The 24,184-nt window shown below is 64.4% G+C and carries 22 protein-coding genes; 17 read left to right on the forward strand and 5 right to left on the reverse strand.

The features are described 5' to 3' along the window. Positions 1 to 131 precede the first annotated feature (131 nt). The 5 genes from IAE37_RS08435 to IAE37_RS08455 all read left to right on the forward strand — a co-directional run bounded on the left by IAE37_RS08435 (position 132) and on the right by IAE37_RS08455 (position 4,417). On the forward strand, positions 132 to 1,259 hold the full coding sequence (locus tag IAE37_RS08435; protein WP_201172221.1) for a type IV toxin-antitoxin system AbiEi family antitoxin: 1,128 nt from the start codon (positions 132 to 134) through the stop codon (positions 1,257 to 1,259). Then, complete coding sequence (locus IAE37_RS08440) at positions 1,244 to 2,146, forward strand: hypothetical protein (protein WP_236409856.1); 903 nt, start codon at positions 1,244 to 1,246, stop codon at positions 2,144 to 2,146. The genes IAE37_RS08435 and IAE37_RS08440 overlap by 16 nt, the downstream gene beginning before the upstream one ends. Positions 2,147 to 2,504: 358 nt before the next feature. Further along, positions 2,505 to 2,756: a hypothetical protein gene (locus IAE37_RS08445; protein WP_201172222.1), complete on the forward strand. Its 252-nt coding sequence runs from the start codon at positions 2,505 to 2,507 to the stop codon at positions 2,754 to 2,756. Continuing rightward, complete coding sequence (locus IAE37_RS08450) at positions 2,753 to 3,004, forward strand: DUF3077 domain-containing protein (RefSeq protein ID WP_201172223.1); 252 nt, start codon at positions 2,753 to 2,755, stop codon at positions 3,002 to 3,004. Before IAE37_RS08445 ends, IAE37_RS08450 begins: the two co-directional genes overlap by 4 nt. A 306-nt stretch (positions 3,005 to 3,310) precedes the next feature. Beyond that, positions 3,311 to 4,417, forward strand: coding sequence for an NADH:flavin oxidoreductase/NADH oxidase (locus tag IAE37_RS08455; protein ID WP_201172224.1), 1,107 nt, complete (start codon positions 3,311 to 3,313; stop codon positions 4,415 to 4,417). A gap of 432 nt (positions 4,418 to 4,849) precedes the next feature. Here IAE37_RS08455 and IAE37_RS08460 read toward each other — a convergent pair whose 3' ends face one another. The 5 genes from IAE37_RS08460 to ydcS form a co-directional block, all read right to left on the reverse strand. After that, a complete protein-coding gene (locus IAE37_RS08460; protein WP_201172225.1) occupies positions 4,850 to 6,274 on the reverse strand; it encodes a gamma-aminobutyraldehyde dehydrogenase in 1,425 nt (474 codons plus the stop codon). 17 nt (positions 6,275 to 6,291) lie between these two features. Beyond that, positions 6,292 to 7,098: an ABC transporter permease gene (locus IAE37_RS08465; RefSeq protein ID WP_201172226.1), complete on the reverse strand. Its 807-nt coding sequence runs from the start codon at positions 7,096 to 7,098 to the stop codon at positions 6,292 to 6,294. Continuing rightward, positions 7,088 to 8,023: an ABC transporter permease gene (locus IAE37_RS08470; RefSeq protein ID WP_201172228.1), complete on the reverse strand. Its 936-nt coding sequence runs from the start codon at positions 8,021 to 8,023 to the stop codon at positions 7,088 to 7,090. The genes IAE37_RS08465 and IAE37_RS08470 overlap by 11 nt, the downstream gene beginning before the upstream one ends. A gap of 1 nt (position 8,024) precedes the next feature. Continuing rightward, positions 8,025 to 9,065 carry an ABC transporter ATP-binding protein gene (locus tag IAE37_RS08475; RefSeq protein ID WP_201172230.1) on the reverse strand — a complete coding sequence of 347 codons (1,041 nt, stop codon included), beginning with the start codon at positions 9,063 to 9,065 and terminating at the stop codon, positions 8,025 to 8,027. A gap of 131 nt (positions 9,066 to 9,196) precedes the next feature. Continuing rightward, a complete protein-coding gene (gene ydcS / locus IAE37_RS08480; RefSeq protein WP_201172232.1) occupies positions 9,197 to 10,348 on the reverse strand; it encodes a putative ABC transporter substrate-binding protein YdcS in 1,152 nt (383 codons plus the stop codon). Between the two features lie 218 nt (positions 10,349 to 10,566). On the opposite strand from ydcS, the gene IAE37_RS08485 reads away from it, so the two are divergent. The 12 genes from IAE37_RS08485 (at position 10,567) to IAE37_RS08540 (ending at position 24,097) form a co-directional block, all read left to right on the forward strand. Beyond that, positions 10,567 to 11,250, forward strand: a complete 684-nt coding sequence (locus tag IAE37_RS08485; RefSeq protein ID WP_201172234.1) for a tellurite resistance TerB family protein — start codon at positions 10,567 to 10,569, stop codon at positions 11,248 to 11,250. Between the two features lie 138 nt (positions 11,251 to 11,388). Further along, positions 11,389 to 13,011, forward strand: a complete 1,623-nt coding sequence (locus IAE37_RS08490) for a methyl-accepting chemotaxis protein (protein WP_201172236.1) — start codon at positions 11,389 to 11,391, stop codon at positions 13,009 to 13,011. 5 nt (positions 13,012 to 13,016) lie between these two features. After that, a complete protein-coding gene (locus tag IAE37_RS08495) occupies positions 13,017 to 13,520 on the forward strand; it encodes a chemotaxis protein CheW (RefSeq protein WP_201172238.1) in 504 nt (167 codons plus the stop codon). Beyond that, positions 13,517 to 14,770 (forward strand): CheR family methyltransferase, encoded by a 1,254-nt coding sequence (locus tag IAE37_RS08500; RefSeq protein WP_201172241.1) that lies wholly within the window; start codon positions 13,517 to 13,519, stop codon positions 14,768 to 14,770. The genes IAE37_RS08495 and IAE37_RS08500 overlap by 4 nt, the downstream gene beginning before the upstream one ends. Then, a complete protein-coding gene (locus IAE37_RS08505) occupies positions 14,767 to 15,432 on the forward strand; it encodes a chemotaxis protein CheW (protein ID WP_201172244.1) in 666 nt (221 codons plus the stop codon). The genes IAE37_RS08500 and IAE37_RS08505 overlap by 4 nt, the downstream gene beginning before the upstream one ends. Beyond that, complete coding sequence (locus IAE37_RS08510) at positions 15,429 to 17,732, forward strand: hybrid sensor histidine kinase/response regulator (protein WP_201172246.1); 2,304 nt, start codon at positions 15,429 to 15,431, stop codon at positions 17,730 to 17,732. The genes IAE37_RS08505 and IAE37_RS08510 overlap by 4 nt, the downstream gene beginning before the upstream one ends. Continuing rightward, positions 17,729 to 18,742 carry a chemotaxis response regulator protein-glutamate methylesterase gene (locus IAE37_RS08515; RefSeq protein ID WP_201172249.1) on the forward strand — a complete coding sequence of 338 codons (1,014 nt, stop codon included), beginning with the start codon at positions 17,729 to 17,731 and terminating at the stop codon, positions 18,740 to 18,742. Before IAE37_RS08510 ends, IAE37_RS08515 begins: the two co-directional genes overlap by 4 nt. A 51-nt stretch (positions 18,743 to 18,793) precedes the next feature. Continuing rightward, positions 18,794 to 19,795 (forward strand): response regulator, encoded by a 1,002-nt coding sequence (locus tag IAE37_RS08520; protein WP_201172251.1) that lies wholly within the window; start codon positions 18,794 to 18,796, stop codon positions 19,793 to 19,795. 130 nt (positions 19,796 to 19,925) lie between these two features. Next, positions 19,926 to 21,021, forward strand: a protein-coding gene (prfB, locus tag IAE37_RS08525) for a peptide chain release factor 2 (RefSeq protein ID WP_201172253.1) whose coding sequence is annotated in 2 segments (ribosomal slippage) — positions 19,926 to 19,997 and positions 19,999 to 21,021 — 1,095 coding nt in all. Because the reading frame shifts where the segments join, the coding sequence is not laid out codon by codon here. A gap of 93 nt (positions 21,022 to 21,114) precedes the next feature. Next, a complete protein-coding gene (gene lysS / locus IAE37_RS08530) occupies positions 21,115 to 22,617 on the forward strand; it encodes a lysine--tRNA ligase (RefSeq protein ID WP_201172255.1) in 1,503 nt (500 codons plus the stop codon). Positions 22,618 to 22,814: 197 nt separating this feature from the next. After that, complete coding sequence (locus IAE37_RS08535) at positions 22,815 to 23,519, forward strand: TetR/AcrR family transcriptional regulator (RefSeq protein WP_201172439.1); 705 nt, start codon at positions 22,815 to 22,817, stop codon at positions 23,517 to 23,519. A 29-nt stretch (positions 23,520 to 23,548) separates the two neighbouring features. Further along, positions 23,549 to 24,097 (forward strand): hypothetical protein, encoded by a 549-nt coding sequence (locus IAE37_RS08540; RefSeq protein WP_201172257.1) that lies wholly within the window; start codon positions 23,549 to 23,551, stop codon positions 24,095 to 24,097. Positions 24,098 to 24,184 lie beyond the last annotated feature (87 nt).

The raw sequence follows: 24,184 nt of genomic DNA on the forward strand, positions 1-24,184 counted from the left end.
AGGTCACGACCGGTAAGGAACGTTAGCACACTGCTTCTTATTAGCTGTTCAACAAATATGGACGATTGAGCTAATGTTAGCTTTAGAGTTGTTATTTGCTGAGCAGCTAAGAAGGAAGTAGGGGCTAAGCTATGGTGCTGCAACAATTTGCGCGGAAAGATTACGAACGCGAGGTAGTGGATGCGTTGTGCTCAGCATTCAACGATGCATTCGCTGGTAATGCCAAGGTTCGCCAGATACCCGTCTCCGCCAGCGCCTCCGAGGCAGGATCAGCACCAGACGCGCTGATCGCAATCGAAACGCCCAGCAAGACACTGATGGTGTGCGTAGAGATAAAAAAAAGCGTCTACCCAAGAGATATCCGCAATGCAGTGTGGAAGCTTGGCCAGTACCAGCGCAGCCTCGACCATTCATGCGAATCCGTAGGGCTTATCGCCGCTGAAGCGCTCAGCCCAGGGGCTAAGCAGGAACTGACATCTCAAGACATTGCCTTTTTCGAGCCTGATGCAAGTCTCTATCTGAGACATGACTGCTGGCTAATCAACGTAGATAAGGCCGTCAAGCGCGGAAAGAAAAAGCAACAGCAGGCAGTGGAATTATTCACGGATGCGCGCGCAAGCGTGATCCATGCCCTGATCACGCGCAGTCATGAGTGGCTCAGCGGTGCCGATCTCTCCGAATTGGCCGCCACTTCGCCGTACACCTGCTCTGTGGTCTTGCAAGAACTAACACTGCGAGAATGGGTTGAGTCGGTAGGAAGTGGTCCAGGTAAGCGAAGAAGGCTCGTGGAACCTGGCAAGCTGTTGGACGCCTGGGCGGAACACTGGCAGGCGCGCAGAGAGAGCCGGACGAAGTGGTACACATTCATCGAAAGTCCCAAGCAGCAGTTGGATCAACTCGCTGAGCGAATAGAGCGTTCCCAAGTCGATTTTCCATGGGCGTTTACAGGCAATTCTGCTGCGAATTTGGTCGCGCCCCTACTGACAGACACTCAAGGCGCAGAGATCATCGTGCCCAAGGGGTACACCGACAGTTTGGCGCAAGCGCTCGGTCTCAAGCCGGCAAGCAAGGGAGCGAACGTTATCCTGATCGAGCGAGAGGCTGCCAGCCTGCTCTATCGCCACAAGCAATCAGGTAGCACCGCCTGGATTGCCAGTGCGTACGTGCTGTACCTCGATCTACTGGATGGCCGTGGACGAAATCCGGAATTGGCCGACCACCTGAGGAGCTATCTGGAGACTTTATGGGCAAGGAAGTGAAGCCACGTACTGCAGGTGGATACACGCCCGATGTTACGTTGGCATGCGAAAGAACGTTGCTGACGCTGCTCAGCGCATTCGGAAATCTCAAAGATACCCTGCGTTTGGTGGGAGGTCTGGTTCCACGTTACCTCACTCCCGAAGCACCGCCAGAGGTGCCTCCGCATGCCGGCACCTCAGACGTGGATGTCATATTGAATCTCGAAGTGCTGGCCACGGGTGATGAATACGCCAGTCTTGCAGAGCAATTGAAAACGCGTGGCTTCCGGCGATGGATTGAAGAGGGGAGAGCGACGTCATGGCGTTGGCGTCGCCAGGTTGATGAGCACATCGAAGTCGTGGTCGAACTGCTTCGGGATGCCGGTGATGAGCAGCCGGGTAAAGCGGTGAACGTCAGCGGTGAGCAGGTTTCAGCGCTGACCATCAAGCACGCGAGGATCGTCCACGACTGGTATCAGGAGAAAGTCATCGGTGCTGCGCTGCTCGATGATGAGGCTGTGTCGGTCGACGTGGTGCGCTTTGCTGATGTTCCAGCGTTTGTCATCTTGAAGGCGATTGCGTTGGACCAGCGACAAGAGAACAAGGATGCTGCCGACCTCATCCATGTCCTTCGCTATGCGGGCTCCTTGGACGAGGTGGCCAAGGTGTTTGTTGATCGAGCCCGTACCGGGCGGCATCCAGAGGCATTGCGCGATGGGCTGGATGCATTGGCTCGGCGCTTTTGTGATGATGAATTCAGTGACGGCTACGAGAAGGTCGGGGCGGTCAGGTATGCCCGGTTTCATGGCGGTGATGACGACGAGTTGGTGAGCGCGCAACGGTATGCGGCTGGTTTGGTGCAAGGATTGTTGGCAAGGATTTCTGCACAGATGGAGGACAGGCCGTGATGCCTGGGCCCCGGGGCGCCGAACCGCCGCGAAGAGGCCATCAGCTGTAAGAAGATTCTGAACCTGAAACCAAATGCTTCAGGTTAGGTGGTTTAGGGAATTATCCTACGACCCGTGTCGAATGCCGTCTGATAGGCAGTCAGGTACTTCAACTGTACCGTCTCGGAGTCGCCGCAACTGGCGACCGGGTGTGAGAAGCCCGGTGTTTTGAGATCGCTTGCCAGTAATGGCAGCTGTGCGCGTGCAGACTTCGGTCTGGCCGTGGTGATCTCGAACACGGTCTTCTCACCTCGCGTACGGCTGCCACCCAATCTGTGAGAAGGATATGAGTGGTCGCTCCTCAACATTCGAGATGACCATGAAAAAAATCGTACCTGATCCACCAATCGACCAACCCTCTTCCTACCTCCTGACTACCCCCACACTCAGCCGCGAAGAAGCCATAGCCCGCGCCACTGGCCTCATGCAGCGCCTGATCAAAGCCGGTGATGAATACCTGGAAGCCGAAACCGAGGATGAGCGCATTTACGCCCTCGACACCCTGGAAATCCTCAACGACGTCCTGGGCGGATTGATCGTCCATATCAAGGGCCTGGAGAGTACGCCATGAAAACGGCGCTCGGCTCCCGCACCACAGCTGGGCAAACGAAATTCTCCGAACTGTACGCCATCCGCCCGGGCATCCCGCTCGATCACGCCTTCGCCGAACTCTCCGCCCTGCTTGGCTGCATCGAGCACCTGACCGAGGAAGCCGAGATGGAGAACAACCTGATCGCCGGTAGTGCAGCGCGCATGCTCAGTGCGATGGCCAAGGCGTTGATCAACGATATGGAGATTGGCTTCAACTGCGGTGAATGATTCATGCGGTTACCCCCTGTAGGAGCGGCCTTGTGCCGCGATGGGCCGCGAAGCGGCCCCGGGGTTTATACGGCGCAGCTGATCCAAAGGGGCCGCTTCGCGCCCCATCGCGGCACAAGGCCGCTCCTACAGATATCGCACCAGGCCTGGAAATTGAGCAGGACGGTCGCTCCGGCAGGCCGATAGCAAATCCTACGAAACCTCCCCCCACCCAATCTGGTCTAGTCTGATTAATGACCGAAACCGGGCCGGCGACACACTCGAGCCCGGGGCGGATCACCATTGGAGTTCCTGGGAGGTGCCCTCATGAGCCTGCTGCTCGAGCCTTACACCCTGCGTCAGCTGACCCTGCCCAACCGCATCGCCGTCTCGCCGATGTGCCAGTATTCCGCCGTCGATGGCCTGGCCAACGACTGGCATCTCGTTCACCTGGGAAGCCGCGCCGTCGGTGGCGCCGGCCTGGTCATCACCGAGGCCGTCGCAGTCACCGATGACGGCCGGATCACCGCCGAAGACCTCGGCCTGTGGAGCGACGAACAGATCGCCCCGCTGCAACGCATCACCCGCTTCATCACCGCCCAGGGCGCCATACCCGGCATCCAGCTGGCTCACGCCGGGCGCAAGGCCAGCACTCATCGGCCCTGGTTGGGCAAGCATGGCAGCGTCAAGGTCGAGGAGGGCGGCTGGCAGCCGGTCGGGCCTTCGAAGATCGCTTTCGACCCGCAGCACACCCCGCCGCGCGAGCTGAGCAAGGATGAGATCCAGGACATCGTCGAGTCGTTCGTGGCTGCCACCAAGCGAGCCCTCGAGGCCGGTTTCAAGGTGGTGGAGATCCACGCCGCGCACGGCTACCTGCTGCACCAGTTCCTGTCGCCGCTGAGCAACCAGCGCCGCGACGAGTACGGCAGCTGCTTCGAAAATCGTATTCGCCTGACCCTGCAGGTGACCGAGGCGGTGCGCAAGGTCTGGCCCCAGGAGCTGCCGTTGCTGGTGCGTGTGTCTGCCACTGACTGGGTCGAAGACGGCTGGAACCCGGATGAAACCGTCGAGCTGGCGCGTCGCTTGCGGGTGCTGGGGGTCGACCTGATCGATGTGTCTTCGGGCGGCACCTCGGTCAACGCCGAGATCCCCACCGGGCCGGGCTACCAGACCCGCTTCGCCGAGCGCGTGCGCAAGGAAGCGGAAATCGCCACCGGCACCGTCGGCATGATCACCGAACCCGCCCAGGCCGAGCACATTCTGCGCACGGGCCAGGCCGATCTGATCTTCCTTGCCCGGGAACTGCTGCGCGACCCGTACTGGCCGCTGCATGCCGACGATGACCTGGGTGGCAACAAGGCCACTTGGCCAGCGCAGTATCAGCGGGCTACCAGCCGGGCGAATCCGATTCATGAGTCGGATTTGCGGGATTGATAATTGGCAGCCAGGGACCCGCATCCCTTGTGGGAGCGGGTTTACCCGCGAAGAAGGCAACGCGGTGAATGGCACCGGCTTCGCCGGTGTTCGCGGGTAAACCCACTCCTACAGAGGTCACATGGAATCTGCAGTTGGTGTTTTACTTCCAGATAGTCATCAACCGCTTCTTTGAAGGCCGAATAAAGCGTTCTACGTGATCGGGCGTGAAACCCGACGATATCGCGGGTGGAGCAAAGGTGGCCCACCCATAAACCGTCCTCTTTGCTGTATCTCACATTTGCGGTATGCCCCCGATGTTCCATGGACCCTGGCCTTATTAACATCTCTTTTGGATGAATGCATCGTAAAGGAAGCGAGATCAGGAATGAGCTAAACGCGATGTAGGAACTGTCCTGGATTGAGGTCTGAGCCTCAACCCAGGCACTTCAATCAATGCTTGATCATCACATGCCGCACGCAGGTATAGTCCTCCAACCCATACATCGACATGTCCTTGCCATACCCCGAATGCTTTTGCCCCCCATGGGGCATTTCACTGACCAGCATGAAGTGGGTATTCACCCAGGTACACCCATACTGCAAGCGTGCCGCCAGCCGATGGGCGCGCCCGGTGTCGCGGGTCCACACCGATGAGGCCAGGCCGTACTCGGAATCGTTGGCCCATTCCAGCGCCTGGGCTTCATCCGTGAAGCGGGTCACCGAGACCACCGGGCCAAACACTTCGTTGCGCACGATCTCGTCGTCCTGCAGGGCGTCGGCCAGCACCGTCGGCTCGAAGAAGAACCCCTCGCCCGGCAATGCCTTGCCACCCGTGACCAGGCGAATGTGCGGCTGGGCGATGGCGCGCTGCACCAGGCCACTGACCTTGTCACGGTGCTGGGCGCTGATCAGCGGGCCGAGTTCGGTGCCCTCGGCCTCCTGCACGCCCGGCTTGAGGCTGACCACCGCTTCGCCCAGGCGCTGGACGAAATCTTCATAGATGCCGTCCTGCACATACAGGCGGCAGGCCGCCGTGCAGTCCTGGCCGGCATTGTAGAAACCGAAGGTGCGTATGCCCTCGATGGCGGCGTCCACGTCGGCATCGTCGAACACCAGCACCGGCGCCTTGCCACCCAGTTCCATGTGCATGCGCTTCACGCTGTCGGCAGTGGCGCCGATGATGTGTGCGCCGGTCGGGATGGAGCCGGTCAGCGACACCATGCGCACCTTGGGATGTGTGACCAATGGGTTGCCCACGGTCTGGCCGCGGCCGAAGAGGATGTTGAGCACGCCGGCAGGCAGCAGGTCCTTGGCCAGCTCGCCCAGGCGCAGGGCGGTCAGCGGGGTCAGCTCCGAGGGCTTGATCACCACGGTGTTGCCCGCCGCCAGGGCCGGGGCGATCTTCCAGGCGAGCATCATCAGCGGGTAGTTCCAGGGCGCGATCGAGGCCACCACGCCCAACGGGTCGCGGCGGATCATCGAAGTGTGCCCCGGCAGGTATTCACCGGCCGCCGAGCCGCCCAGGCAGCGGGCGGCGCCGGCGAAGTAGCGGAATACGTCGGCAATCGCCGGCAATTCGTCGCCCAGCGCGGCGCCCAGTGGCTTGCCGCAGTTGCGTGATTCCAGCCCGGCGAGCTCCTCGGCATGCGTGTCCACCGCATCGGCCAGGGCCAGCAGCGCCAGGGAGCGCTCGCGGGGGGAGGTCTGCGACCAGCTGTCGAAGGCCTGGTCGGCAGCGCGCACGGCGGCATCGACCTGGGCCTCGGTGGCTTCGTTGATCTGCGCCAGGGCCGTGCCCCGGGCTGGGTCTAGCACGGTCCAGGCCGGGCCTTGGCCCGCTACCAAGTGGCCGTTGATCAGCATTCGGGTTTGCATGGGGGACTCCTCCAAGGTCATTTGCCGCTGCCCGCGACGCTTTCGCCGCCGCGGGTCAGGTAGTAGGCGCCGAGGATCGGCAGCATGGTCACCAGCATCACCAGCATGGCGACCACGTTGGTCACTGGCACGTCGCGCGGGCGGCTCAGCTGGTTGAGCAGCCAGATCGGCAGGGTGCGCTCATGGCCGGCGGTGAAGGTGGTGACGATGATCTCGTCGAACGACAGGGCGAAGGCCAGCATGCCGCCGGCCAGCAGCGCCGAGCCGAGGTTGGGCAGGATGATGTAGCGGAACGTCTGCCAACCGTCGGCGCCGAGGTCCATCGAGGCTTCGATCAGGCTCTGCGAGGTGCGGCGCAGGCGGGCGATGACGTTGTTGTAGACGATCACCACGCAGAAGGTGGCGTGGCCGACCACGATGGTGAACACGCCGGGTTCGATGCCCAGGCTCTTGAACGCCGAGAGCAGGGCGATGCCGGTGATGATGCCGGGCAAGGCAATGGGCAGGATCAGTATCAGCGAGATACTCTCCTTGCCGAAAAAGTCGCGCCGGTAGAGCGCCGCCGAGGCCAGGGTGCCGAGCACCAGGGCGATCAGCGTGGCCAGGCAGGCCACTTGCAACGACAGCTTGATCGCCTCCAGCACATCGGCGCGGGCGAAGGCCACGGCGAACCAGTGCAGGGTGAAGCCCTTGGGCGGGAAGCTGAACGCCGCATCCTCGGTGTTGAAGGCATAGAGGAAGATGATCAGGATCGGGAAGTGCAGGAACACCAGCCCGCCCCAGGCCGCGAGGCGCAGGCCCACAGAGGGTTTTTCAGAGTGCATCGAAGGCCCCCAGGCGCTTGACGATGGACAGGTACACGGCGATCAGCACGATCGGCACCAAGGTGAAGGCTGCGGCCATGGGCATGTTGCCGATCGCCCCCTGTTGGGCATAGACCATGCTGCCGATGAAATACCCCGGTGGCCCGATCAACTGCGGCACGATGAAGTCGCCCAGGGTCAGCGAGAAGGTGAAGATCGAGCCAGCGGCGATGCCTGGAATCGACAGCGGCAGGATCACCTGCACGAACGTCTGCCCAGGCCTGGCACCCAGGTCGGCCGAGGCCTGCAGCAGCGACGGCGGCAAGCGTTCGAGCGCCGCCTGGATCGGCAGGATCATGAACGGCAGCCAGATGTACACGAACACCATGAAACGCCCCAGGTGCGAGGTCGAGAGGGTGCTGCCACCGACTCCGGGTATCGCCAGCAGCGCCTGCAGCAAACCCTCCAGGTGCAGCACTTGGACGAACCACTGGGCGACGCCGCCCTTGGCCAGCAGCAGGGTCCAGGCATAGGTCTTGACGATGTAGCTGGCCCACATCGGCATCATCACCGCGATGTAGAAAAATGCCTTGGTTTTGCCGCTGGTGTAGCGCGCCATGTAGTAGGCGATGGGGAACGCCAGCACGGCGCTTGCCAGTGACACCGCCACGGCCATGCTCAGGGTGCGCAGGATGATGTCGAAATTGGCCGGGTTGAACAGGGCGGCGAAGTTGCCCAGGGTGAGGTCCGGCGTCACCGCCATGGTGAAGTCGTCGAAGGTGTAGAAGCCCTGCCACAGCAGGTTCAGCAGCGAACCCAGGTAGATGGCGCCGAACCAGATCAACGGCGGTACCAGCAGCAGCGCCAGGTAGAGGTTCGGGCGCCGGTACAGCAAATTGCTGGCGCCGCGCAGCGAGCCCGGTCGTAGCTTGGCCAGGCTGCTCATCTCAATGGCCCTCGGCTGCGGTGCTGTCGCGCAGCGCCGTCATCGCTTCCCGGGGCCAGTAGGCAAGCACGCGCTGGTCGGTCTGCCAGGACGGGCCACGTGCCTGCCAACGGTCGTTGGCTTGGCTGACCGCCAGCGACTGGCCACTGTCCAGTTGCAGCTCGTAACGGGTCGAGCTGCCCTGGTACTGCACGTCACGCAGCACGCCGCTGACCTGCACGAGATCGCCGCCTGCCATGGGCTCGCCCAGGCGGATGTGCTCGGGGCGAATGGAGAAGGGCAGGGCCTTGCCGCTCAATTGTTCGGCCAGCGCCCCGCGCACCACGTTGGAGGTGCCGACGAACTCGGCGACGAAGGTAGTGGCCGGCTGCATGTACAAGTTGCGCGGGGTGTCGACCTGCTCGATACGCCCGCGGTTGAACACCGCCACCCGATCGGACATCGACAGTGCCTCGGTCTGGTCGTGGGTGACGAAGATGAAGGTGATGCCCAACTGGCGCTGGAGTTTCTTCAACTCGCCCTGCATCTGCTCGCGCAGCTTGAGGTCGAGGGCCCCGAGCGGTTCGTCGAGCAGCAGCACCCGCGGCCGGTTGACCAGGGCGCGGGCCAGGGCGACGCGCTGGCGCTGGCCGCCGGACAACTGCGCCGGCTTGCGCTGGCCATAGCCGGCCAGGGCGACCATGGCCAGCGCCTCCTCGGCGCGGCCTTGGCGCTCGGCCTTGGCCACGCCCTTGACCTTGAGGCCGTAGGCGATGTTGTCGAGCACGTTCATGTGCGGGAACAGCGCGTAGTCCTGGAACACGGTGTTGACGTCGCGCTCGTAGGGCGGCACGCCTGCGGCCTCCACGCCATGGATGCGGATGGAGCCGCTGCTGGGGTGCTCGAAGCCCGCGATCAGGCGCAGGCAAGTGGTCTTGCCCGAGCCGGAGGGGCCGAGCATGGAGAAGAACTCGCCGTCGTCGATGTCGATGCTGACCTGGTCGACGGCCTTGATCTCGCCGAAGGTGCGGGAGACCTGGGTGAATTGGACGGCTAGGGGCATGGGCGGTACTCGGCTGACTGTGTATTGCCTGTTACTGCCTATTCGCGGGTAAACCCGCTCCTACAAGAGCGGCGCGTTCCCTGTAGGAGCGGGTTTACCCGCGAAGAGGCCGGTGCAGATAACCCCGGGCCTCAACGCCCGCCCATGATCGCAATGTAATCCTGGGTCCAGCGGCTATAAGGCACGAACTTGCCACCCTGGGCCTGCGGGGTCTTCCAGAAGGCAATCTTGTCGAAGTTGTCGAAGCCATTGGTCTTGCAGCCTTCGGCCCCGAGCAGCTCGCTGCTGGTGCAGGCGGCCGGCACCGCTGGCAGCGAGCCGAACCAGGCCGCCACATCGCCCTGTACCTTCGGCTGCAGCGACCAGTCCATCCACTTGTAGGCGCAGTTGGGGTGCTTGGCCTCGCTGTGCAGCATGGTGGTGTCGGCCCAGCCCGTGGCGCCTTCCTTGGGAATGGTCGAGGCCACCGGCTGGTTCTCGGCCTTCAGGCCATTGACCATGTAGCCCCACGAACTCGAGGCGACCACGCCTTCGTTCTTGACGTCGCTCATCTGCACCGTGGCGTCATGCCAGTAGCGGTGCACCAGCGGCTGTTGCTGGCGCAGCAGTTCCAGTACCGCCTTGTACTGGTCTTCGTTCAGCTCGTACGGGTCCTTGATGCCCAGCTCAGGCTTGGCCGACTTCAGGTACAGCGCCGCGTCGGCGATGTAGATCGGCCCGTCGTAGGCCTGCACGCGGCCCTTGTTGGGCTTGCCGTCCGGCAGGTCCTGCCGGACGAACACCACGCTCCAGCTGGTCGGCGGCTGCTTGAACACCGAGGTGTTGTACAGCAGGACGTTGGGGCCCCACTGGTACGGCGTGCCATAGACCTGCTTGTCGACCACGTACCAATCACCGTTCTGCAGGCGTGGGTCGATGTTCTTCCAGTTGGGAATCAGCGCGGTGTTGATCGGCTGCACGCGCTTGCCGACGATCAGCCGCAGCGAGGCATCGCCCGAGGCGGTGACCAGGTCGTAGCCGCCCTTGGTCATCAGGCTGACCATCTCGTCGGAGGTGGCGGCAGTCTTGACGCTGACCTTGCAGCCGGTCTCCTTTTCGAAACCACTGACCCAGTCGTAGGCCTTGTCGCTTTCACCGCGTTCGATATAGCCGGGCCAGGCGACGATATCCAGGCGCCCTTCGCCTTCGCCCAGGGCCTTGGGCAGCTCGGCGGCCTGCAGGCTGGCGCTGGCCAGCAGTGCGCCGGTCACGGCGCCGAGCAATGCGGTCTTGTGCACTGACATGGTGTTCCCTCTTCTTGGAGATTTTGGTCGGGGCAGTCGTCAAGAAAGCAGTGAATCGATCGTTATAAGCGTAGTGTGTCTATGCAGGGTGTTGGCGAAGACGAGTCTAGTTGGCTTTTTGCCCGCCCATGCAACATCCCGAAGCAAATCCATCGGTGGCCTGGGCGCGGGCAACGCTTACCCTGGCGCTTCATCTGTGCACCCTGGAGATGCGTGTAATGAACACCCGTGGACTGCTCGACCAACTGCTCAAATCTGGCCAGGCGCTGCTCGACAAGCAAAGCGCTGGTGCCGGCAAGCCCGCCGCCGGCGGCCTTGGCAGCCTGCTCTCCGGCGCGGGTGGCGGGGCCCTGGCTGCAGGAGCCATGGGCCTGTTGCTGGGCAACAAGAAGGCCCGCAAGTATGGCGGCAAGGCCTTGACCTACGGTGGTCTGGCGGCGCTCGGGGTACTCGCCTACAAGGCCTACGGCAACTGGCAGGCACGCCAGGGCCATACCCAGGCCAGCGAGCCGCAGACCCTCGACCGGGTGCCCCCGGCCCAGGCCGAGCAGCACAGCCAGGCGGTGTTGCGGGCGCTGGTGGCGGCAGCCAAGGCCGACGGCCATATCGACGCCCGCGAACGCGAACTGATCGAAGGCGAGTTCACCCGCCTGGACAATGACCAGCAACTGCAGCGCTGGCTGCATGCCGAATTGAACAAGCCGCTCGACCCCGCCGAAGTGGCCCGCGCCGCCCAGACTCCGGAAATGGCCGCCGAGATGTACCTGGCCAGCGTGATGATGGTCGACGAGGAGCATTTCATGGAGCGCGCCTATCTCGACGAACTGGCCCGCCAGCTTGGCCTGGACCCTGCCTTGCGCCAAGCCCTCGAAGAGCAGGTACGCCAAACCGGCGCGGCTTGATCGGTCGCGGATGCAGGCAATTGGCCTTTTTCCGGCAGGGATGCCGCTTTAACCCTCACTCCAGCCGCAAAAGCGTAGGAACCCTGGGCTATACTTCGGCGATTTTTCCCGCTCGTAGTGAATTCCTGAGGGTTGAATGTGAAGAACTGGACCTTGCGCCAACGGATTCTGGCAAGTTTCGCCGTGATCATCGCCGTCATGCTGCTGATGATCGTTGCCGCCTACTCGCGCTTGGTGGCGATCGAGAAGGCCGAGCAAGCGGTCGGTACCGACAGTATTCCAGGCCTTTACTACAGCTCGATGATCCGCGGTGCCTGGGTCGACATGTACGTCACCAGCCAGCAACTGGTGGGGTTGTCCAACCATCGCGAGATCACCAACACCGACATGGAGCTGTTCAAGCGCTTCGATGACCGCTTGAAGGAAACCATGGCCAGCTACCAGGCCACCATCCACAGTGCCGACGACCAGACGCGCTTCGATGAGTTCGTCAAGCTCAAGGACAGCTACCTGAAGATCGTCGACCAGGTGCTGGAGGCCTACCGCCAGCGCGACTTCGCCGAAGCCCAGCGGCTGGTCAACGATGTGCTGGCCCCGGCCTGGCTCGAAGGGCGTAGCCACCTGAACATCGTCATCGAGCACAATCGCGAATCCACCGACGCCGCTTCCGGCCAGATCGTCAGCGCGGTGACCACCGCCAAGGGCAGCATGGTGGTATCGCTATTGCTGGCCATCATCGCCGCCGGCGTGTGTGGCTTGTTGCTGCTGCGCGCTATCACCGGGCCCGTCCAGCGTGTGGTGGATGCGCTCGACAAACTGCGCTCGGGCGACCTGAGCATGCGCCTGAGCCTGGATCGCAAGGACGAGTTCGGCGTCATCGAAAACGGCTTCAACGAAATGGCCGAGGCCCTGGCCAACCTGGTGGCCCAGGCCCAGCGTTCGTCGGTGCAGGTGACCACCTCGGTGACCGAGATCGCCGCCACCTCCAAGCAGCAGCAAGCCACCGCCACCGAAACCGCGGCCACCACCACCGAGATCGGCGCGACCTCGCGGGAAATCGCCGCCACCTCGCGTGACCTGGTGCGCACCATGACCGAGGTCACCAGCGCCGCCGACCAGGCGTCGAGCCTGGCTGGGTCCGGCCAGCAGGGCCTGGCGCGCATGGAAGACACCATGCACCAGGTGATGGGCGCCGCCGACCTGGTCAATGCCAAGCTGGCGATCCTCAACGAGAAGGCCAGCAACATCACCCAGGTGGTGGTGACCATCGTCAAGGTCGCCGACCAGACCAACCTGCTGTCGCTCAACGCCGCCATCGAAGCGGAAAAGGCCGGCGAATACGGGCGCGGCTTCGCCGTGGTAGCCACCGAGGTGCGCCGCCTGGCCGACCAGACTGCCGTGGCCACCTACGATATCGAGCAGATGGTGCGTGAGATCCAGTCGGCGGTGTCGGCCGGGGTCATGGGCATGGACAAGTTCTCCGAAGAAGTGCGCCGCGGCATGGCCGAGGTGACCCAGGTGGGCGAGCAGCTCAGCCAGATCATCCACCAGGTGCAGGCGTTGGCGCCGCGGGTGCTGATGGTCAACGAGGGCATGCAGGCCCAGGCCACCGGCGCCGAGCAGATCAACCAGGCGCTGGCCCAGCTCAGCGATGCCAGCACCCAGACCGTCGAGTCGCTGCGCCAGGCCAGTTTCGCCATCGACGAATTGAGCCAGGTTGCCGCGGGCCTGCGCGGTGGTGTGTCGCGGTTCAAAGTCTGACGACGATGAACGACCTGCACCCCAAGACCACGGCAGGCCCTGCCAAGGGCGCGCTGTACCTGCAGTTTCACCTTGGCGGGCAACGCTTTGCCCTGGATGTGCGCGAGGTGATCGAAGTGCTGCCTCGCCGCCCGCTCAAGCCGATTGCCCAGGCGCCGTCCTGGGTAGCGGGCATTCTCGCCCATCGTGGCCTGTTGGTGCCGGTGATCGACCTGGCCGCCTTGAGCTTCGCTCAGCCCGCCGCACAGCGCACCAGCACCCGCCTGGTGCTGGTGCGCTACCAGGGCGAGCATGCGCTGGGCCTGGTGCTGGAGCAGGCCACCGAGACCCTGCGCTGCCAGCCCGACGCGTTCCAGCCCTATGGCCTGGAAAACGGCGACGCCCGCTACCTGGGGCCGGTGCTCGAGGATGCCCAGGGCCTGTTGCAGCGCATCGAGGTGGACCAGTTGCTCACCGACGCGGTGCGCCAGGTGCTGTTTCCCGCCACTGATGGCGAGGGGGTGGCATGAGCGAACAACGCTTCTTCCGTTTTCTGCAGGCGCGGATCGGCCTGGATGTCGACTCGGTCGGCGTGCCGATGGTGCAGCGGGCTTTGCGCCAACGCTGCGTGGCGACCGGCGCGGTGGACCTCGACGACTATTGGCTGTACCTGCAGCAATCGGCGGACGAGCAGCAGGCGCTGATCGAGGCGGTGATCGTCCCCGAGACCTGGTTCTTCCGCTATCCCGAGTCCTTCAGCGCCCTGGTCGGCCTGGCCCACAAGCGCCTGGCCGAACTGGCCGGGGCGCGCCCGCTGCGCCTGCTCAGCCTGCCTTGCTCGACCGGGGAAGAACCCTATTCGCTGGCCATGGCGTTGCTCGACAGCGGGATGCCGGCGCAGGCGTTTCGCATCGATGGCATGGACGTCAGCCCCAGCTCGGTGGCCAAGGCCGAGCAGGCGATCTATGGTCGCAATGCGTTTCGCGGCAGTGAACTGGCATTCCGTGACCGCCATTTCGACCCGGTCGAGAACGGCCACCGGTTGCACGACAGGGTGCGTCAGCAGGTCTGCCTGCAGGTGGGCAATGTGCTTGATCCGGCCCTGGCCAGCCGCGATGGGCTGTATGACTTCGTGTTCTGCCGCAACCTGCTGATCTATTTCGATACGTCCACCCAGCAGCGGGTATTCGAGGTGCTCAAGCGCCTGGCCCACGCCCAGGGCGTGTTGTTCATCGGCCCGGCCGAGGGCAGCCTGCTGGCGCGCCTGGGCATGCGGCCGCTGGGTATTGCCCAGGCGTTCGCCTACACCCGCCAGGTGGACGAGCGCGCCACGGGCACACCTGTCCCGACGGCTGTACCGCAGCGCCCGGCGCCCATGCCGCCTGCCGTCCGCCCCATGCGCAGCGCGCCGGGCCTGGCCAGGCCGATTGCGCCGCCGGCATCGTCACCGCAGCCGGCCGAAAGCGCCGAGCAGTTGCTGGCCAGCATCACCCGCCAGGCCAACGCTGGCGACAATGCCCAGGCCCGCGCCAGTTGCCAGCGCTACCTGCAGACGTTCCCGCCCAACGCCCAGGTGTACTACTGGCTCGGGCTGCTCAGCGACACCGAAGGCGACGCCGCCCAGGCGCTCGGCCTATACCGCAAGGCGTTGTATCTGGAGCCGCAGCACACCGAGGCGCTGGTGCACCTGGCCACGCTCCTGGCGGCCCAGGGCGATGAAGCAGGCGCCCGCCGCCTGCACGAGCGAGTCGCACGGATTGGCCGGGAGTCTGAACGATGAATGGCGAACAGTTGTTGCAAGCGCTCGCCCAGCAAGACCTGCGCATCGACGATTGCTGGAACCGCATCGGCGTGCATGGCGACAAGCAGTGCCCGCTGCTGGCACGGCACATCCACTGCCGCAACTGCGAAGTCCATGCCGCGGCTGCCACGCGTCTGCTCGACCGCTATGCGCTGCTCGAAGAGGACGAGCCGGTGCCCCCGCCAGCGCCCGAGCGCGCTAGCGGGCGCTCGTTGTTGCTGTTCCGCCTGGGCGAGGAGTGGCTGGCCTTGGCCACCGCTTGCCTGGCCGAGGTCGCGCCGATGCAGCCGGTGCATTCGCTGCCCCACCAGCGTTCGCGGGTGCTGCAGGGAGTGGCCAATGTGCGTGGCGCGCTGGTGCCCTGCGTGTCGCTGGCCGATCTGCTCGAGGTGCCGGCGGCGCCGGCCAGCGAGCGTGTCGGGCGGGCGCTGCCCCGCATGCTCATCCTGGCCGCCGAGGGCGGGCCGGTGGTGATCGCCGTCGATGAAATCGATGGCATCCATCGCCTCGACCCGGCCCTGCCGGGCAAGGACCCCGACGCCATGCCGTTCACCGCTGTCGTACTGCAATGGCGCGGGCGCAGCGTGCGCGTGCTGGACGAACACCACCTACTGTCTGCCGTGCAGCGGAGCCTGTCATGACCCCAGAGCAAATGCGCGATGCATCGTTGCTCGAACTGTTCGGCCTGGAGGCCGAGGCGCAGACCCAGGTGCTCAACGCCGGGCTGCTGGCGCTGGAGCGCGACCCGACCCTGGCCGACCAGCTCGAAGCCTGCATGCGCGCGGCCCATTCGCTCAAGGGGGCGGCGCGGATCGTCGGTATCGACGCTGGGGTCAGCGTGGCCCACGCCATGGAAGATTGCCTGGTGGCGGCGCAAGAAGGCCGCTTGCGCCTGGGACCGGAGCATATCGATGCGTTGCTGCGCGGCACCGACATCCTGTTGCACATCGCCGCCCCCGGTCATCCACAGGGCGAGATTGCGGTCGCGGGTTTCCTGACGCACCTGGCCGGCCTGCTCGATGGCTCGACCGCGCAGCCTCCGCTGCCGCTGCCGGTTGCGCCCAGCCCAGTTCCTGGCCCAGCGCCCGCGACCGAAATGCTGCCTGTCGACAGCATGGCCTATCAAGCCTTGCCCGCAGTCGAGGCGCAGCCGGCACTACCGCGTAAGGCCACCAAGCGTAACGCCGAAGGCGCCGAACGGGTGTTGCGGGTCACCGCCGAGCGCCTCAACGGCCTGCTCGATCTGTCGAGCAAGGCGCTGGTCGAAACCCAGCGCCTGAAACCCTACCTGGCGACCTTGCAGCGCCTCAAGCGCATGCATGGCCAGGGCATGCGTGCCTTGGATGGCCTGAAGGTGCAGCTTGAAGGCAGCGGGCAGGGGCCGGAGGTGCTCGAGGCGTTGGCCCAGACTCAGCGCTTGCTGGTGGAAACCCAGCAGATCCTGCAACAGCAGGCCGCTGACCTGGATGAGTTCGGCTGGCAGGCCAGCCAGCGCGCCCAGGCTTTGTACGATACGGCCTTGGCCTGCCGCATGCGCCCGTTCGCCGATGTGCTCAGCGGGCAGAGCCGAATGGTTCGCGACCTTGGCCGTTCGCTGGGGAAACAGGTGCGCCTGCACATCGAAGGCGAGAAGACCCAGGTCGATCGTGACGTGCTGGAAAAGCTCGAGGCGCCGCTGACGCACCTGCTGCGCAATGCCGTCGACCATGGCATCGAGCTCCCGGGGCAGCGGCTGTTGTCGGGCAAGCCGGAGGAGGGCGTGATCCGCCTGCGTGCCTCGCATCAGGCTGGCCTGCTGGTGCTCGAACTGATCGACGATGGCGCCGGGATCGACCTGGAGCGCCTGCGCCGGAGCATTGCCGAGCGCGGTCTGTCGCCGGCCGAGACCGTTGCGCGGATGAGCGAGGCAGAACTGCTGGCGTTCCTGTTCCTGCCCGGCTTCAGCCTGCGTGACCAGGTCACCGAGGTGTCTGGCCGAGGGGTCGGCCTCGATGCAGTGCAGCATATGGTGCGCGGCCTGCGTGGCTCGATCGAGCTGACCCAGCAGGCAGGCCAGGGCTGCCGCTTCCACCTCGAAGTACCGCTGACCCTGTCGGTGGTACGCAGCCTGGTGGTGACGGTGGGTGGCGAGGCCTATGCCTTCCCCCTGGCGCACATCGAACGCACCCTGGAGGTCGATGCCGAGCAGATCGTGCAGATCGAGGGGCGCCAGCATTTCTGGCACGAAGGCCGACATATCGGCCTGGTGGCGGCCAGCCAGTTGCTCAACCGCCCTGCGGGGCAGGACGAGCAGGCGCGCCTGCCGGTGGTGGTGATCCGCGAGCGTGAACGATTGTACGGCGTGGCCGTGGAGCGCCTGGTCGGCGAGCGGGTGCTGGTAGTGATGCCACTGGACGCACGGCTGGGCAAGGTCCAGGACATCTCCTCGGGGGCGCTGCTCGATGACGGCTCGGTAGTGTTGATCGTCGACGTCGAAGACCTGCTCCGTTCATTGGAGAAACTGCTCAGCAGCGGCCGCCTGGAGCGCGTCGAGCACGGCGGCCAGGGTGGCCGGGGGCAGGCGCGCAAACGCGTGCTGGTGGTCGACGACTCGCTGACGGTGCGCGAGTTGCAGCGCAAGCTGCTGAGCAACCGAGGCTACGACGTGGCGGTGGCGGTCGACGGCATGGATGGCTGGAATGCCCTGCGCGCAGACAGTTTCGACCTGCTGATCACCGACATCGACATGCCGCGCATGGACGGCATCGAGCTGGTCACCCTGGTGCGCCGTGACCAGCGCCTGCAGGGCCTGCCAGTGATGGTGGTGTCGTACAAGGATCGTGAGGAAGACCGACGGCGTGGCCTGGACGCTGGCGCCGACTACTATTTGGCCAAGGCCAGCTTTCATGACGACGCATTGCTGGACGCCGTCGGTGAATTGATTGGAGGTGCTCAGGGATGAAGATCGCCATCGTCAACGATATGCCCCTGGCCATCGAGGCCCTGCGCCGCGCCCTGGCCTTCGAGCCTGCCCACCAGGTGGTATGGGTGGCGCATGACGGTGCCGAGGCGGTGCGCCAGTGCGCGCAGAACCCGCCTGACCTGATCCTCATGGACCTGCTGATGCCGGTGATGGATGGCGTCGAGGCCACGCGACGGATCATGGCCGAAACGCCCTGTGCCATCGTCATCGTCACCGTCGACCGCAAGCGCAACATGGACCGGGTGTTCCAGGCCATGGGCCATGGCGCCCTGGACGTGGTCGACACGCCGGCGGTGGGCGGCGGCGACCCGCGCGAGGCCGCGGCGCCACTGCTGCGCAAGATCCTCAACATCAGTTGGCTGATCGGCCACCAGCGGCCTCGCTCCACCCCGGCGGTGGCGGCACCGGTGCGTGACGCGGTGCAGCGTCACGGCCTGGTGGCCATCGGTTCGTCGGCCGGCGGGCCCGCCGCGCTGGAGGTGCTGCTCAAGGGGCTGCCGCACAATTTCCAAGCGGCCATCGTGCTGGTCCAGCATGTCGACCAGGTGTTCGCCGGTGGCATGGCCGAATGGCTCGGCAGTGCCGCCAAGCTGCCGGTGCGCCTGGCCCGCGAAGGCGAGCCGCCGCAACCCGGGCAGGTGCTGCTGGCAGGCACCAATCACCACATTCGCCTGCTGCAGAACGGCCAACTGGCCTACACTGCGGAACCTGTGGATGCGATCTACCGGCCCTCGATCGATGTCTTCTTCGAGAGCGTGGCGCAGTATTGGCGGGGCGATGCGGTAGGGGTGTTGTTGACCGGCATGGGCCGCGATGGCGCCCAGGGGCTCAAACTGATGCGCCAGCAGGGCTTCCTGACCATCGCCCAGGATCAGCAGAGCAGCGCGGTCTATGGCATGCCCAAGGCGGCTGCGGCGATTGACGCGGCGGTGGAAATCCGCCCGCTCGAGCGCATCGCCGGGCGACTGCTGGAGATCTTTGGCAAATGATGACTTGCAAGGAATCAGGCCGCCTGACCGGTGCTGATCGGGTGAAAAAGGATGAATGACCAACCGCTCGACGGGCTGAGCACCAACGACAACGCCGCGATGGTGCTGCTGGTCGACGACCAGGCAATGATCGCCGAAGCCGTGCGTCGCGGCCTGGCACAGGAAGACAACATCGACTTCCACTTCTGCGCCGACCCGCATCAGGCCGTGGCCCAGGCCATGCGCATCAAGCCCACGGTGATCCTCCAGGACCTGGTCATGCCAGGTCTCGACGGCCTGAGCCTGGTGCGCGAGTACCGCAACAACCCGGCCACCCAGGACATCCCGATCATCGTCCTGTCGACCAAGGAAGACCCGCTGGTCAAGAGCGCGGCGTTCGCCGCCGGGGCCAACGACTACCTGGTGAAGCTGCCGGACACCATCGAGCTGGTGGCGCGCATTCGCTACCACTCGCGCTCCTACCTGACGCTGTTGCAGCGTGACGAGGCCTACCGCGCGCTGCGCGTCAGCCAGCAGCAGTTGCTCGACACCAACCTGATGCTGCAGCGGCTGATGAACTCCGACGGCCTCACCGGGTTGTCCAACCGCCGGCACTTCGATGAATACCTCGAGCTCGAATGGCGCCGGGCCATGCGCGAACAGCAGCAGTTATCGTTGCTGATGGTCGATGTCGACTACTTCAAGGTCTACAACGACAGCTTTGGCCACCTGGCTGGCGACGAGGCCTTGCGCCAGGTCGCCGAGGCCCTGCGTGGCTCATGCGCGCGGCCGACCGATCTACCGGCACGCTATGGCGGCGAGGAGTTCGCCTTGGTGCTGCCCAACACCTCGCCGGGCGGGGCGCGGCTGATTGCCGAAAAGCTGCGCCAGACGGTGCTGGCCCTGGACATCCCGCATACCGCGCCCGAGGCCGGCTCACGCCTGACCGTGAGCATCGGCCTGGCCACCCAGACACCACCGATCGGCAGCCATTGCCGGCAGTTGATCCTGGCGGCAGACAAGGGGCTTTACCAGGCCAAGCACAATGGGCGCAACCAGGTGGGCATGGCCTGAGCTGTCGAGAGGGGGCGCGCCTGGCGGTCCTTTTTGGCGACACAAGGCCATATCCTCGGTCTGCCGCCCCGCGCCAGACTCGGTTATACTCGCAGGCTTTTCACCGAATTCGTACGAGAGCCGCGCACCCATGGAAATCCAACCGATCCTGAACACCATCAAGGACCTCACCGAACGCTCCCAGTCCATTCGGGGGTATCTTTGACTACGATCACAAGCATGACCGCCTGATCGAAGTCAATCGCGAGCTGGAAGACGCTGCCGTCTGGAACAAGCCCGAGTACGCCCAGGCCCTGGGCCGCGAGCGTGCCATGCTGGCGCAGGTCGTCGAGACCCTGGACAAGATGGCCAACGGCCTGGCCGACTGCAAGGACCTGCTCGACATGGCTGTCGAGGAAGGTGACGAAGGCGCTGTCAGCGATGTCGAGACCGAGTTGCAGGCCCTGGAAGAATCCCTGGCCCAGCTTGAGTTCCGTCGCATGTTCAGCGGCGAGATGGACATGAACAACGCCTACCTGGACATCCAGGCCGGCTCCGGTGGCACCGAGGCCCAGGACTGGGCCAACATCCTGCTGCGCATGTACCTGCGCTGGGCCGACAAGCGCGGTTTCGACGCCACCATCATCGAGCTCTCCGAAGGTGAAGTCGCCGGTATCAAGGGTGCCACCGTGCACATCAAGGGCGAGTACGCCTTTGGCTGGCTGCGCACCGAGATCGGCGTGCACCGCCTGGTGCGCAAGAGCCCGTTCGACTCCGGTGCCCGTCGCCACACCTCGTTCTCGGCGGTGTTCGTGTCGCCCGAGATCGACGACAAGGTCGAGATCGAGATCAACCCGTCCGACCTGCGCATCGATACCTACCGCTCCTCCGGTGCCGGTGGCCAGCACGTCAACACCACCGACTCGGCGGTGCGTATCACCCACGTGCCGACCAACACCGTGGTGGCCTGCCAGAACGAACGTTCCCAGCACGCCAACAAGGACACCGCCATGAAAATGCTGCGGGCCAAGTTGTACGAGCTGGAAATGCAGAAGCGCAACGCCGCTTCCCAGGCGCTGGAAGACAGCAAGTCGGACATCGGCTGGGGCCACCAGATCCGCTCCTACGTGTTGGATGACTCGCGGATCAAGGACCTGCGTACCGGCGTCGAGCGCAGCGATTGCCAGAAGGTCCTGGACGGCGATCTCGACCAGTACCTGGAAGCGAGCCTCAAGCAAGGGCTGTAAGCCGTACACCACTGCCGCGACACCCGGCCACCCGCTGGTGTCGCGTGCCCTGCCCGAAAAGGGCAACGAATACCTGATGGAAAGAATGACGACATGAGCGACCTCAAGACCGAATCGCAAGACCTGCAACAGGAAGAAAACGCCCTGATCGCCCTGCGCAAGGAAAAGCTTGCCGCAGAGCGCGCCAAGGGCAACGCCTTCCCCAACGACTTCCGTCGCGACAGCTACTGCAACGACCTGCAGAAGCAGTACGCGGACAAGACCAAGGAAGAGCTGGAAGCAGCCGCGATCCCGGTCAAGGTTGCCGGCCGCATCATGCTCAACCGTGGCTCGTTCATGGTCATCCAGGACATGACCGGCCGTATCCAGGTCTACGTCAACCGCAAGACCCTGCCGGAAGAAACCCTGGCCGCGGTCAAGACCTGGGACCTGGGCGACATCATCAGCGCCGAAGGCACCCTGGCCCGTTCCGGCAAGGGCGACCTGTACGTCGAGATGACCCACGTGCGCCTGCTGACCAAGTCGCTGCGCCCACTGCCGGACAAGCACCACGGCCTGACCGACACCGAGCAGCGCTACCGCCAGCGCTACGTCGACCTGATGGTCAACGAGGAAACCCGCCACACCTTCCGTGTGCGTTCGCAGGTGATCTCGCACATTCGCAAGTTCCTCATCGAGCGCGACTTCCTCGAAGTCGAGACGCCGATGCTGCAGACCATCCCGGGCGGCGCTGCGGCCAAACCGTTCGAAACCCACCACAACGCCCTGGACATGGCCATGTTCTTGCGCATCGCGCCGGAACTGTACCTCAAGCGTCTGGTTGTGGGTGGCTTCGAAAAAGTGTTCGAGATCAACCGCAACTTCCGTAACGAAGGTGTTTCGACGCGTCACAACCCAGAATTCACCATGCTCGAGTTCTACCAGGCCTACGCCGACTACCGCGACAACATGGACCTCACCGAGGAACTGTTCCGCGAGCTGGCGCAGCTGGTGCTGGGTAGCACCGACGTGCCGTACGGCGACAAGGTGTTCCACTTCGGCGAGCCGTTCGTGCGCCTGTCGGTGTTCGACTCGATCCTCAAGTACAACCCTGAGCTGACCGCCGCCGACCTGCAGGATGTCGACCGTGCCCGCGACATCGCCAAGAAGGCCGGTGCCAAGGTGCTCGGCCACGAAGGCCTGGGCAAGCTGCAGGTGATGATTTTCGAAGAGCTGGTCGAGCACAAGCTGGAGCAGCCGCACTTCATCACCGAGTACCCGTTCGAAGTGTCGCCGCTGGCGCGCCGCAACGACGACAATCCGGCCGTGACCGACCGCTTCGAGCTGTTCATTGGTGGCCGTGAGATCGCCAACGCCTATTCCGAGCTCAACGACGCCGAAGACCAGGCCGAACGCTTCCTGGCCCAGGTGGCCGAGAAGGACGCCGGTGACGACGAAGCCATGCACTACGATGCCGACTTCGTGCGTGCACTGGAATACGGCATGCCGCCGACCGCCGGTGAAGGCATCGGCATCGACCGCCTGGTGATGCTGCTGACCAACTCGCCGTCGATCCGCGACGTGATCCTGTTCCCGCACATGCGTCCGCAGGCCTGAGTGAACTGAACAAGCCGCCTTTCGGGGCGGCTTTTTCTTGCCTGTAGCTTCATCTTGTCTGTGCTGGCCCCTTCGCGGGTAAACCCGCTCCTACAGGGACGCCACCGCATTCGGATTCTGTAGGAGCGGGTTTACCCGCGAAGGGGCCGGCACAGACAACCACAGTCCATGAGGTAACTTCCCCCGTGACACCCGCAATCGCCCACCCAGGTGCCGCTGGCATCGCCACCGCCGTCGCTGAAAGCGTGCAGTACCAGGGCCGCAAGACCGCCCGCCAGGGCAGCGAGCAGCGCCGCCAGGCGATTCTCGACGCGGCCATGCGCATCGTCGTGCGTGATGGCGTGCGGGGCGTGCGTCACCGCGCCGTGGCCGCCGAGGCCGATGTGCCGCTGTCGGCCACCACCTACTACTTCAAGGACATCGAAGACTTGCTCACCGATACCTTCGCCCAGTACGTCGAGCGCAGCGCCGCGTACATGGCGAAGTTGTGGGCCAACACCGAAGTGGTGCTGCGCCAATTGCTCGCCCAGGGTGATGGCAGCCCACAGGCGCGTGCCCAGTTGGCCGATGAGATCGCGCGGATGACCGCCGATTATGTATCGCGGCAACTGCGCAGCCGCCGCGACTTCCTGATGGCCGAGCAGGCCTTCCGCCAGGAGGCGCTGCTGTGCCCACGCCTGGCCGAGCTGGTGTGCGCCCACGAGCAGATCCTGCTGCATGGCACCCGGCAGATGCTCCAGGTGGTCGGCTCGCGGCAACCGGAACAGGACGCCCAGATGTTGACGGCGATAATCGTGCAGATGGAATATCAGGGCCTGCTCAAGGCTGCCGACGCGCAAGCCGATGGGCAGATGCTCGCTATGCTTACCCGTTACCTGCACCTGGTGCTGGCATCGGCCTGAGCCGAGACCGTATTTTCAAGGAGAACCGGATGAAAGCCTGGCGTGTGGTGTTGTTGACGTTGTCATTCCTGCTGCTGGGCGGATGTCTGGTGACCTTCCATGAGCCGCTGCCGAGCAACCAGGCCGCGCCCAAGGCCCTGCTCGGCAAGTGGAGCAGCAAGGACGCCTGGGGCGAGCCACTGAAGCTGGTGATCAGCCGCAGTGGCGGCGATGCCTACAAGGCCGTGGCCACCGCCAAGGGCAAGGCGCCCGAGGAATACGTATTCACCGTGTCGCGCCATGGCAACCGCTGGTATCTCTCGGCCGGTGTGCCCAAGCGCCTGGGTGGCAACTTCCTGATCGGCGGCTTCGAGGTCGTCGATGGCAAGGAACTGGTGGTCTACAACCTCGATGTCGAGCAGGTGCAGCAGGCCGTGCAGCACAAGGAACTGAGCGGGCGCAGCACCGAGGTGCCGGACGACAACGGGGAAGGCGTGCTGATCGACAGCCCCGCCGAGCGGGTGCTCGCGTACCTGGACGACCCGGCCAACTCCGATTTGTTCGTCGAGGTGGCGCGGTTCCAGCGGGCCGGCAAATGACCGTGTTGGCCTCTTCGCGGCTAAAGCCGCTCCTACAGGTACAGCGTCAAGGCAGAGGGTAACGCTGTACCTGTAGGAGCGGCTTCA

Origin of the sequence: Pseudomonas sp. S31, assembly GCF_016648105.1 — a bacterium.
Taxonomy (GTDB): Bacteria; Pseudomonadota; Gammaproteobacteria; order Pseudomonadales; family Pseudomonadaceae; genus Aquipseudomonas.